Source organism: Corallococcus sp. AB038B (assembly GCF_003668955.1).
GTDB lineage: Bacteria > Myxococcota > Myxococcia > Myxococcales > Myxococcaceae > Corallococcus > Corallococcus exiguus.
Genome location: NZ_RAWO01000001.1, coordinates 2155266 through 2166897, shown reverse-complemented (window position 1 = coordinate 2166897; position 11632 = coordinate 2155266). Strand labels below are relative to the sequence as shown.

General features: G+C 67.8%; 10 protein-coding genes. 6 read left to right on the top strand and 4 right to left on the bottom strand.

Translation table 11 applies throughout. The annotated features are described in order from the left end of the window. Positions 1-153 precede the first annotated feature (153 nt). From D7Y04_RS09115 to D7Y04_RS09105, 3 genes are all read left to right on the top strand, one after another. Positions 154-1746 (top strand): MBL fold metallo-hydrolase, encoded by a 1593-nt coding sequence (locus tag D7Y04_RS09115; RefSeq protein ID WP_121758966.1) that lies wholly within the window; start codon positions 154-156, stop codon positions 1744-1746. 52 nt (positions 1747-1798) lie between these two features. Continuing rightward, positions 1799-3130 carry a glycosyltransferase gene (locus D7Y04_RS09110; protein ID WP_121758965.1) on the top strand — a complete coding sequence of 444 codons (1332 nt, stop codon included), beginning with the start codon at positions 1799-1801 and terminating at the stop codon, positions 3128-3130. Between the two features lie 88 nt (positions 3131-3218). Beyond that, positions 3219-4964 carry an ABC transporter ATP-binding protein gene (locus tag D7Y04_RS09105; protein WP_121758964.1) on the top strand — a complete coding sequence of 582 codons (1746 nt, stop codon included), beginning with the start codon at positions 3219-3221 and terminating at the stop codon, positions 4962-4964. Positions 4965-4977: 13 nt separating this feature from the next. Here the strand turns inward: D7Y04_RS09105 and D7Y04_RS09100 are convergent, their stop codons facing one another. Next, the gene (locus D7Y04_RS09100) at positions 4978-6246 is read right to left on the bottom strand and encodes a PLP-dependent aminotransferase family protein (RefSeq protein WP_199749633.1); all 1269 of its coding nucleotides are present in this window, start codon (positions 6244-6246) and stop codon (positions 4978-4980) included. A 221-nt stretch (positions 6247-6467) separates the two neighbouring features. Between D7Y04_RS09100 and D7Y04_RS09095 the strand changes: the two genes are divergently transcribed. Beyond that, a complete protein-coding gene (locus tag D7Y04_RS09095) occupies positions 6468-7658 on the top strand; it encodes an alpha-hydroxy acid oxidase (RefSeq protein ID WP_121758962.1) in 1191 nt (396 codons plus the stop codon). Between the two features lie 44 nt (positions 7659-7702). Here D7Y04_RS09095 and D7Y04_RS09090 read toward each other — a convergent pair whose 3' ends face one another. After that, the gene (locus tag D7Y04_RS09090) at positions 7703-7954 is read right to left on the bottom strand and encodes a hypothetical protein (protein WP_147454402.1); all 252 of its coding nucleotides are present in this window, start codon (positions 7952-7954) and stop codon (positions 7703-7705) included. A gap of 271 nt (positions 7955-8225) precedes the next feature. On the opposite strand from D7Y04_RS09090, the gene D7Y04_RS09085 reads away from it, so the two are divergent. Beyond that, the gene (locus tag D7Y04_RS09085; RefSeq protein ID WP_233601326.1) at positions 8226-9335 is read left to right on the top strand and encodes a hypothetical protein; all 1110 of its coding nucleotides are present in this window, start codon (positions 8226-8228) and stop codon (positions 9333-9335) included. Between the two features lie 106 nt (positions 9336-9441). Here D7Y04_RS09085 and D7Y04_RS09080 read toward each other — a convergent pair whose 3' ends face one another. Both D7Y04_RS09080 and D7Y04_RS09075 read right to left on the bottom strand, forming a co-directional pair. Continuing rightward, the gene (locus tag D7Y04_RS09080; protein ID WP_121758960.1) at positions 9442-9771 is read right to left on the bottom strand and encodes a hypothetical protein; all 330 of its coding nucleotides are present in this window, start codon (positions 9769-9771) and stop codon (positions 9442-9444) included. A gap of 305 nt (positions 9772-10076) precedes the next feature. Continuing rightward, complete coding sequence (locus D7Y04_RS09075; RefSeq protein ID WP_121758959.1) at positions 10077-10850, bottom strand: oxidoreductase; 774 nt, start codon at positions 10848-10850, stop codon at positions 10077-10079. A gap of 118 nt (positions 10851-10968) precedes the next feature. On the opposite strand from D7Y04_RS09075, the gene D7Y04_RS09070 reads away from it, so the two are divergent. Continuing rightward, entirely contained in the window at positions 10969-11562 is a 594-nt protein-coding gene (locus tag D7Y04_RS09070) for a TetR/AcrR family transcriptional regulator (RefSeq protein WP_121759326.1), read from the top strand. The last annotated feature ends 70 nt before the right edge of the window (positions 11563-11632 follow it).

Here is an 11632-nt window from a genome sequence, read left to right as displayed (position 1 = left end):
CAATTATGGCCGGGCTGACACCTATACAATTTCACTGATTGTGGCAAACTACCCCACGCGCACGCAGTGACCCGCAGCCGACCCAGGTCGTGACCCGAGGGAGCTGCAGGACCGTGCGCGCTCACCAGGGCGTGCGCCACCAAGGATTGAAGGATGTCTCAGCCCGCATTGTTCCTGAAACAAAACGTCGTCACCGAGCCGCTCTACAACCAGTGGTACGCGTGGTGGTTCCTGGCCTCGCCCATGACGGCGCCGCTGTTCGTGGCGAACCTCCATGTGAAGATCATGGAGTCCTTCGTGGCCAACCCGGCCATCCACGTGGCGGCGCTGAAGAGCCCGGCGCTGCGCGGCGGCCCGTACCTCAACCTCGGCGTGGACCGGGTGGGCGACGTGAAGGCGTTGCTGGAGCGCACGCTGAAGGACGAGGCGCTGTCGCTCCAGTACGCGAAGGCCATGCTGGAGCTGGACAAGCTGCTGGCCACCGCGGAGGGATATTCGCTGGAGGACCTGTACCCGCGCGTGCCGGACCTGCTGCGCGGCTACGTGGAGCTGACGTACGACCTGAACAACCGGGCCTCGCCGCGCTTCTTCGAGGCGCTGCTCTACCGCAGCCCCTTCCACCGCGAGTCCTCGCAGAGCCTGTCCATGCGGCTCATCCACGGGGACGAGCGCCCGTACGTCTTCAGCACGCCGCGCCTGGACACCGCGGACGGCAGCCTCCAGGTGAAGGTGCCCTACCGGCACGAGGCCCTTGACCGGCTCTTCGCCATGAGCCGCACCCCGGCGCCGGTGGCGCCCGTGCGCGAGGCGCTGGGCATCTCGGAGAAGGACGCGGACACCTTCGCCGCCTTCTTCACGGAAGAGCCCCCGCGTCCGGCGCCCCGGTACGACGGGGACGGGGTGCGCGTGCGCTACTTCGGCCACGCGTGCGCGCTCATCGAGTCACGCCACGTCAGCATCCTCACGGACCCGGTCGTCAGCTACGACTTCCCCACGGACCTGCCGCGCTACACCTTCGCGGACCTGCCGGAGAAGATCGACTACGTCCTCATCACCCACGGCCACGCGGACCACCTGATGTTCGAGCCGCTGCTGCAGCTGCGGCACCGCATCGGCACCCTCGTCGTGCCGGCCGCCGGCGGTGGCAGCCTGGCGGACCCGTCGCTCAAGCTGATGCTCAAGCAGGCGGGCTTCCAGAACGTGGTGGCGCTGGCGGAGCTGGAGTCCCTGCCGCTCCCCAACGGCGAGCTCATCGGCCTGCCCTTCATCGGCGAGCACGGCGACCTGGACATCCAGGCCAAGCTGGCCCACCTCGTCAAGCTGGAGGGCAAGTCCCTGCTGATGGCGGCGGACTCCAACGCGCTGGAGCCCCACCTGTACGAGCACATCCACCGCGAGGTGGGCCACATCGACATGATGTGGCTGGGCATGGAGTCCGAGGGCGGGCCCCTGAGCTGGATGTACGGCCCGCTGCTGCCCGCGCCGATGCAGCGCAAGATGGACCAGTCGCGCAGGCTCAACGGCTCCAACGCCGTGCGCGCCATCGAAATCGTCCAGCGGCTCAAGCCCGGACAGGTCCACATCTACGCCATGGGCCGCGAGCCGTGGCTGGGCCACGTCATGGTGATGGGCTACCACGAGAACTCCCCGCAGCTCGTCGAGTCCCGGAAGCTGCTCGCGTACTGCGCGGAGAAGGGCATTCCGGCGGGCATGCCCTACGGACAGGCCGAGTACTTCCTCCGCTAACCCGGCCCCGCCCGGGGTGACCCGGGCCGTGGCGCCTCCCCCGAGGTCCCCCATGCAGCCCCCCACGACTCCCTCGCGGCCGGGTGACCGGGCCACCTTCCTCATGGTCACGCCGGGCGGCGATGGCCAGATGAAGGGCCACCTGACGCGCGTGCTCGACCTGGCCCAGAGCCTGGTCGCGCGCGGGCACCGGGTGCTCGTGTTCACCGAGGCGGCCATCCCCGCCGAGGTGGAGGCCTCGGGGGCGGAGCTGGTGCCGGTCGGCGACTACCGGGGCATCATGGACCGGATGGCCGCCGCCCGCGAGACGCTTCCCGCCTGGATGCGCGTCTCGCTGCTGCTGCGCAGGGCCTACTGGTTCGCGTGCTACCGCCGCGCGGTGCTGGGCAGCGCGGAGGACTACTGCCACCAGTTGGAGCCCCTGCTGCGCCGTGAGCAGGTGGACTGCGTGGTGTACGACTACTTCGCCTTCGGCGCGGGGTACGCGGCGGAGCGGCTGGGCATTCCCGCCATCAGCACCGGCAACCTGGGGAGCGTCATCGACGCGGATGGACTGCCGGTGCTGCTGCGCACCGCGCCCCCGGGCCGGCTCGCGCGGCGCGTGCCCCGGCTGACGCACGCCCTGGTGGAGGCGTTCCTGCCCCTGCGGCGCACGCGGGCGAAGCTCGGCCTGCCGCCGCGCGCCGAGAAGCACGCCGAGCTGTTCCAGACCATGGGCTCCAGCGAGCTCCACCTCGCCATGGTGCCCGAGAACATCCTGGCGGGAGTCCCCCGGAGGGGCGAGCAGCTCTACGCGGGCACCATCGCCTTCGACGGGGCGACCGCGGAGAACGCCGCGACGTTCGGCCCCATCGCGCCCGGCACCGTGCTGGTCAGCACCACCAGCGTGGGCCAGGACGGAGGGCTGATGCGCCGGGTGCTGAAGGCCCTGGACCCCACGGGGATGCCGGTCCTGGCCACCACGGCCGGCGCCCGCGACGTGCCCGACAACCTGGGCCCCCACATCCGCACCGAGGCCTTCTTGCCCCACGAGCAGGTCTTCCCCCACGTCGCGGCGCTGGTGACGCACGGGGGCTGGGGCGCGGTGGGCCGGGCCCTGCGGCACGGCGTGCCCATGCTCATCATCCCCCTGTTCGCCGACCAGCCGCTCAACGCGGAGCTGCTGGAGAAGCAGGGACTCGCCTACCAATTGTCGCTGCGCGAGGCCACGCCGGAGGCCATCCGCGAGCGCGTCCAGGCCCTGCTGAAGGACCAGGTGCTCCACGCGCGCGTCCAGAAGCTCTCCGAGGAGCTGAAGGCCATGCGCAAGAACAGCGTGGCCATCGACACCCTCGAGCGGCTCGCGCTCGAAACCCGCGGCCGCAGGCAGGCCCAGGCGGCCTGACGCCGTTCGCGTCCCCCGCCCCCACCGTTTCCGGTGACTCCGGCACCCGGCCGGAAACGCCCACCGCGCCTCCTCGTCCGACCGACCCATGCCCCCTGCCGCGTCCTCCGTCACTCCGCGCCGCATCCTGAGCCTTGCCCGTCCCGAGGCGCGCAGGCTCTCCGCGGGCGTCTTCTTCCTGTTCATCGGCAGCGGGCTGTCCCTGCTCTTCCCGCAGGCCATCCGCCTCATCATCGACGAGGCGCTCGGCGCCCGGGACCAGGCCCTCATCGACCGGGCCACGCTCTGGATGACGGTCATCTTCGCGGTCACGGCCGTGGCGAACGCGCTGCGCTACTACTTCTTCACCAGCGCGGGCGAAAACGTCGTGCAGGCGCTGCGCGAGCGGCTCTTCTCCCACCTCGTGTCCCAGGAGGTGGCCTTCTTCGACAACAGCAAGACGGGCGAGCTGGTCACCCGGCTGGGCGCCGACACGGCAGTGCTCCAGCAGTCGGTGAGCGGCAACATCGCCATGGCGCTGCGCAGCGGGGCGCAGGTGCTGGGCGGCGTCGCGCTGCTCTTCTACACCTCGCCCACGCTCACGCTCCTGATGCTCACCGTGGTGCCTCCGGTGGTGGTGGTGGCCATGGTGTATGGCCGGCGCATGCGGTTGACCTCCCGGCGCGTGAACGACGAGCACGCCGCGTCCAACGCGGTGGCCGAGGAGATCTTCGTCGGCATCCGCACCGTGCGCTCCTTCGCGGCCGAGCGCCACGAGGGGGGACGATACAGCGTCGCCCTGGCGAAGGCGCTCGCGCTGGCCCGCCGGCGCACCCAGCTGTCCGCCATCTTCATCGGCGGCAGCACCTTCGGTGGCTTCATCGCCGGGTCCCTCGTGCTGTGGTACGGCAGCCGGCTGATGCTGAGGGGCGACCTGTCCATTGGAAGCCTCACCTCCTTCCTCGTCTACACCACGCTGGTCTCCATGTCGGTGAGCGGGCTGACGGACCTGTGGGCGGACTTCATGCGGGCCTCCGGCTCCGCCGAGCGCGTCTTCGACTTGCTGGATCGCAAGCCCGGCATGCCCATCTCCGGCGGTGAGCGCATCGACCCCCTCCAGGGCCACGTCGAGTTCCAGTCCGTGCGCTTCGCCTACCCGACGCGGCTGGACGCGCCCGTGCTGAGGGACCTCAACCTGGCCATCCAGCCCGGCGAGGTGGTGGCCATCGTCGGCCCCTCGGGCGCGGGCAAGTCCACCATCGCCGGGCTGCTGGCGCGCATGTATGACCCGCAGGGAGGGAGTCTCCTCCTGGACGGGCGGGACCTGCGCACGGTGGACCCGGAGTGGCTGCGTCAGCAGATTGGCGTGGTGGCGCAGGAGCCCATGCTCTTCTCCGGCTCCATCTTCGACAACATCCGCTACGGGCGGCTCGACGCCACGGAGGCCGAGGTGGAGGCCGCCGCCCGCGCCGCCAACGCGCACGACTTCGTCTGCCGCTTCCCGGACGGCTACCGCACCTCCGTGGGCGAGCGCGGCGTGCAGCTCTCCGGCGGCCAGAAGCAGCGCGTGGCCATTGCCCGCGCCATCCTCAAGGACCCGCGCCTGCTCGTCCTGGACGAGGCCACCAGCGCCCTCGACGCGGAGAGCGAGCACCTGGTGAAGGACGCCCTGGAGCGGCTGATGCGCGGGCGCACCACGCTCATCATCGCCCACCGCCTGTCCACGGTGCTCGGCGCGGACCGCGTGCTGGTGCTGGAAGGCGGGCAGGTGGTCCAGAGCGGCAGCCATGCCTCCCTCATGGAGCAGGAAGGCCTGTACCGCCGCCTGGTGGAGCGGCAGTTCGCGGCCGCCTGAGCCCGCTACAACCTCACCCCACGGAGAGTGCCCGGGCGGGCTGCTGCTCCAGCGCCGAACGGATCAGCCTGGCCAGGCGAGAGATTCCCTCTTCAATCTGGGCGGGAGTGAGATAGCTGCAGGAGAGCCGCAGCTCGGTCTCTCCTCCCGAGCCCAGGTAGAAATACCGCATGGGCGTCCAGATGACCTGGTGGTGCTTCGCGGACTGCTCGAGCAGGGCTTCATCGGCCTCGATGGGAAGCTTCATCACCAGGAAGAAGCCGCCCTCGGGAACGTTCCACGTCACGCCGCGCGCCCAGGCCTCGCTCCTCGGGAAGTGACGCTCCAGCGCACCGAGGGTGGCGTCCATGTTCTCCTTGTAGAAGCGAATCGCCTCGCGGTTCGCGTCAAGGAGTCCCCCCTCATTCATCACCAGCATCCCGCCGATGATGGCCTGGCTGAGGGCGGGCGTATTCACGGTCATCATGCTCTTGATCTTCGAGAACTCGTCCGCCAACAGGTGCTGCTTCCCCGTGGCGCCCAGGACACGCTGGTCCGCCACTGCGTAGCCCACCCGCACGCCAGGGAAGGCGGACTTCGAGAACGAGCCCAGGTAGATGACCTGCTGGTGCTCATCCATGGACTTCAGGGTGGGCTTTCGGGGGCCCTCCCGGAAGAAGAAGCCGTAGGGGTTGTCCTCGATGATGAGAAACTCCGCGCCCCTGGCGATTTCCAGCAGACGCTTGCGGGCCGGCACCGGGAGGCTCTTCCCGGAGGGATTGGCGAAGTCCGCGACGAGGTAGAGCGCTCGGGGCTGTTTGCCTTCCGCCTTGAGCCTGCTCAGCGTGTCTTCAAGCTCCTGCAGATCCAACCCGTCCTCGCGCTCGGTCACGGGGACGATCTCGATTCCCAGGAGCTTGGCCGCGCCGGTAATGCCGATGTAACAAGGCATTGCCACCAGCAACACATCGGTGGGCGCTGAAAACAGCGCGCGCAAGGAGATGAACATCCCCTCCTGGCACCCGACCGTGACGACGATGGACTCCTTCGCGGCCCGGATTCCCTCGTCCTTCTCCAGCATCCGCGCGATCAGGTCGTGGATGTGGCCATTGGTCCGGCCGTATTGAAACAGCTGCGTCTTGACCTGCGCCTCGGTCAGCCCGCGTTCCTCGCGCAGATAGCGGCAGTACGCGTCGAGATACACGGTGAGCTTTTCGGCTTCATAGAACTGCTCGTTCGGCCTCCCCGGAGCGAACGAGATCGCCTCTGGAAAGCGGATCGCGATCTCGTTCAGGAAGTTCATGACCTCCAGACTCGGATCCGTCAACGAAGCGTGAAGCGCGTTTTGCAGGAGCATGGCGAGAGCGACCCGGACAGGAGCAAGGCACGCAAACCACCCGTGCCACCGCGAGACGATAAACGACCCCGACCCACGAAAGGTAGGCCCTTGCGGGGAATGCGATTTTGGGGGATTACGAATGGTTGACTTGAACTCCAGCCCTCCTAACGAGGCTGAAGACGGACATGCCCAAGACAGCCAATATCGAGGATCTGCGTCAGCGGGCGCGGCGCCGGATTCCACGCTTCCTCTTCGATTTCGTGGAGGGAGGCGCGGACGACGAGTTCACCGTGCGCGCCAACCGGGAATCCTTTGGCCGCCATGCGTTCCGGGCTCGCTCGCTGGTGGACGTCAGCACGCGGGACCTGTCAACGACGCTGCTGGGGCAGCGGCTGGAGCTCCCGTTGATCCTCGGGCCGGTGGGTCTCGCGGGTCTGCTCGCGCCGGGCGGGGAGCGCCTCGCGGCTCGGGCTGCCGTGAAGAAGGGGGCCCTCTTCGCGCTGAGCACCATGTCGGTGTGCACCATTGAAGAGGTCGCCGCGGCGGTTCCGGCACCGGGGTGGTTTCAGCTCTACATCTGGAAGGATCGTGGAGTCACGCGTTCGCTCGTGGAACGGGCGAAGGCCGCGGGCTACACGGCGCTTTGCGTGACGGTGGATGTCCCGGACATGGGCAATCGCGAGCGTGACGTGCGCAATGGCTTCACGGTGCCGCCGCGCCTCACGGTGGCCAATGCCTTTGACCTCCTGCTGCATCTGGGTTGGGTGCTGCGGATGACCCGCTCGCCACGGGCCACCTTCGGCAACTTCGAGGACAGCAAGGCACTGACGCGCCGGGATGCGGTCTCCGTGGCTGCCTATACCTCGCGCCAGTTCGATGCCTCCATCACCTGGGCGGATCTGGCGTGGCTTCGGGAGCTGTGGCCCGGTCCGCTGGTGCTCAAGGGGATCAGTTGCGCCGAGGATGCCCGGCGCGCCGTGGAGCACGGAGTCCAGGCCCTCGTCGTCTCCAACCACGGAGGGAGGCAGCTGGATGGCCTGCCTGCCGCGCTCGACGTGTTGCCCGAGATCGTCGACGCAGTGGGTGGGCGCGCGGAGGTCATCTTGGACGGCGGCGTTCGTCGTGGCTCGGATGTGGTGAAGGCAATCGCCTTGGGCGCGCGAGCCTGCATGATTGGCCGGCCCTACCTGTATGGGTTGGCCGCCGGTGGCCAGGCCGGCGTGGAACTCGCGCTGGAGCTCTTCCGCAAGGAAATCGATCGCACGCTGACGCTGTTGGGCTGCCCTCGTCTGGATCAGCTGGATGCCTCGTATCTGCGAGGACCTGGCGAGGCTCCACGGCTGTCATTGCCAGCGGGGCGTACGTCCAACGGGTGAGAAGGAGGGCCTGCGCGACCTCTGGCGAAGGCTCCCCTTGTCTCTCAGAGGTCCTTGAGAAGCGCGAGTCCCCAGGCTGCGTTGTTGGCAGCCTCCGGAGCCTCTTCCTCGCGCAGGCCCATCATCCGGCCCAGACCGGCAAAGGCCTTTTCGCCGAGTGCCTTGCGCAGTGCCTCGGGCTCACCTTCATGCAACTCATGGTTGTTTGAGAAGCGTGCGAGGGTCTCGTAGGTCTCGTCCTCGCATTCCCAGTCATGATTTCCGAACAGGCCGATGCGCGCTTTCGTCGTGCCCACGACGCGAGAGATCCCGGCCTCGTAGAAGCCATGCGGAAAGGGCCGACACGTCAAAGCGAATGGCTGACACGTCAATCCCCAGGCAAATCCTGCCTGCGGGCGGAGGCACTGGGAGTCATTCCCGCTATTTGAAGTGCTGGCACATCCCCTGCACTTCCCACCGAGTCGTCTCTACGACGCACCGGAGGAACCCATGTCCACCCTCACCCCTGCCCTCAATCTCTGTCAGAAAGCCTTTCTCCTCACCCGGGAATCCAACCAGGTGGGTGACATGCAAGGCGATACCCAGACGCTGGCCAAGGCCCTGCACACCAAGCTGAACTCCTACCTGGTCCGGCCGGACGTCCAGAAGGCCATGGGGGGACAATGGTCGCTGGTGTGGGGACCGGCGGTCTTCGAGGCCCAGGAGAGCGCGACGAGCTACGCGGACAATGTGATGTATGTCGCGGCGAGCCCTGACCAGTCCACCTATGTCGTCGCCATCGCGGGGACGAACATGCATTCCGACTATGACAAGGACAAGGAGGACAACGGCGTCAACACCACGAAGCTCTGGACGGATGCGTTCCCGGGCCTGCCGCCCTACGGCGTGCCCGGGGGTGTCAAACCCTGGCCCGTTGTCTCCACGGGGACCGCGTTGGGGGTCAACAACCTGCTGGGGATGATCGACACGCTGACGACCCAGAAGAGCCTGCTGGACTTCCTGCGCTCGCTGAGCGGGACCGGGAACAAGACGCTCATCTTCGGTGGCCACAGCCTGGGCGGCGCGCTGGCGCCGACGCTCGCCCTGGCCCTGTTCAATCCCGCGGGCGGGCCCCTCCACACCAGCGCCTGGAACCATGTCCACGTGCTCCCCGTGGCCGGCCCCACGCCTGGCAACAAGGGCCTCACCGAGTTCTTCCAGAAGGTGTTCCCGCCGATCGGCGTGGACGTGTCCCAGCCGCCGAACGCCTGGAACCAGAACATCTGGAACAGACTCGACGCCGTGCCACACGCATGGGTCGTCCACATGCTCAAGCAGATTCCCACCCTCTATCCCGCGAACTGGGAAGGGGGCCTGGTGCCCCCGGACATCACGAAGGCGGTCAACGGCGCGGTCCTGGCCTCGGACCTTGGCGGCGCCCTTCCCGGCCCCTACACGCAGCTGCCCAACATCCAGGTACCGGGCAAACTCCATGGCGACATGCCCATCACGACCGAAGCGCAGTTCTTCGCCCAGGTCGCGTACCAGCACCTGAATGCCTACGAGATCCACTTCGGGGTCGACACCCTGCTCTCCGAAGACAGCCGGTCCGCGCTCCAGAAGAGCCTCAAGCGGTGGTGGAACTCCCTGCCGAAGATGGCGCCCCGGGACGCGAGCCGCGCCGCGACCGGGAGCTGACGGGTCCCACCGCGGAAGTGAGGCGGGGAGGAGTCACCCAGTCGGTGGCTTCCTCCGAACCCATGACGCTGCACTGCTTGCTTCTCGGCAGGGTGTGTCCTGAAGTTCAGCCGCAAGAACGGCGGCACTCGCCCACACACTTCGACTTGTTCCTGACGCCCTTGCAGTTGCTGTTGCACGCGCGCTTGCACTTGGTGACCGCCGCGGAAACACCGCTCCCGGTGTCACCACCTTCGTCACCTTCGGATTCCGCAAGCGGCTTCAGGTCGGCGCAGACCGCCCAGTCCACGTCTCTGTCGTCGAACTGGATGTGCGCGAGCTTGCCGTACACCTCGTCGACGGTGCCGTTGGTGAGCGTGATGGCGGTGCTCCAGCGGGCCTGAACGCGGTCACCCACGGCGGCGCCGCAGGTGTCCTCCTTGGGGGGATGCGACACGGCTCCCTGGGCTCGATTTCCTTGAGCAGCGCCCAGCCGATGTTGGTGTCGGCGAAGCGCAGCTTGGCCACCTTGCCGTAGACCTCGAGCACCTTGGCGTTCTGCTTCTTGCGCTTACCGAGCGGCGCCTTCACCTTCGCGCCTTCGGAGAACTTCTCGCCTGCGAGCTCCTCAGCCGTGAGCTCGGGTGGGTCCTTCGAGTCGGGTCCGCCCTTCGAGCACGAGCCGTGCTGAGTCAGGGAGGTTCCAGACGGACCGAGATGCGAAGATTCGGGGTGTCGTTGCTGTCTGTGTTCAGCTGACGGTCAGCGCGCCGTCATTCCGCCGTCAACGCGGTAGTTCACACCGGTCAGCCACCTGCCGCGTTCCGAGACGAGCAGCGCGACGACCTCCGCGATGTCGTCGGGGGTCCCCCAGCGGCCGAGCGGCACCGACTGGAGCCACGCCTCGGCGGGAACGCCCATCGCGTCGCCAAACGTCTTCCGCATCGAATCCGAGCCTACGGTCGTCACCGGACCGGGGGTCACGACGTTCACGCGGATATTGCTCGGCGCCAGGTCGACGGCAAGGATTCGCGAGTAGGCGTCGAGCCCCGCCTTCGCCGCGCTGTAGTGGGCGAACGGGCCTGCTCCGGCCCCCATCGTCGCGGCCGTCGAGGAGATATTCACGACCGCGGCCGCCTTGGATTCGCGGAGCGCCGGCAACACCGCGTTGGTGAGACGGACCGAGGAGAAGAGGTTCAACGCGAAGACGTCCTGCCACTCCTCGTCCGGAATCGAGGCGGCGCCTTCCGGGAACCCGTTCGACCCTCCCGCGTTGTTCACGAGGATGTCGAGCCCACCGAGGGATGATAGCGCTCCCGACGCAATCGCTTTCACCCCTTCGCGGGTCCGGATGTCACCGGCAACGAACGTCGCCGCGGTGGGCGTCTCCTCGTTGCGCGACCGCGCGGAGACAACGACCTTCGCGCCGGCGTCGAGCAGACGTTGCGCGATCGCCGCGCCGATGCCGCGTGAGCCTCCGGTGACGAGCGCACGGCGACCGATGAGCTCCTTCGAGAGCTCGAGCTTGCTGGACATGATGTTCCTTTCGCCAAGGACGCCCCCCGGATGGGTTATGTTTCCGGAGCGGTGCTCCTATTTTCCGGAGCAGTGCTCCATATATTCGGAGCACCGCTCCTTTTGTCAAGGGAACCTCATGCGCGCTGACGCCAAGAAGAACTACGAACACCTGCTTGCTGTCGCGCGCGCCGTCGTCGAGGAGCAGGGGGCCGACGCATCGCTGCGTGACATCGCCCGCCGGGCCGACGTCGGCCTTGCCACGCTTTACCGTCACTTCCCGACACGGGAGGCGTTGCTGGAGGCGCTGCTTCGCACGAGCCTCGACGAGATGACGGCGCAGGCGGCCGAACTCGAAACCTCGGGCACACCCGACGAGGCGCTCGTGATGTGGCTACGCGACGCGGTCGCGTTCACGCAGACCTACCACGGCGTCACTGAGTTGATGATGGCCGCGCTAGACGATCCGAAGTCCGCGCTCCACGCTTCGTGCGTCACGGTGCGAGCGGCGGGCACGCGACTCCTCTCCCGAGCTCAAGCCGCGGGGAAGGCGCGAAGCGACATCGACGGCACGGAGTTGTTCGCGCTGATTGCGGCGCTGGCATGGCTCGGCAACCAGCCCTCGCTCGGCCGGCACGCTGATCATCTCTTCGAGATCATCGCGAGCGCGATCCTGACAAATCAAACGGGCGCCGGTGGCCGGGCCCAACGCCGGCCTCGGGCCCGGAGCTGAAACATTTTCGACCGAGCACGGCACGTGCGCCGGCTCCAGAACAGGGGCCAGCCCTTCAGAGGTACTTCGC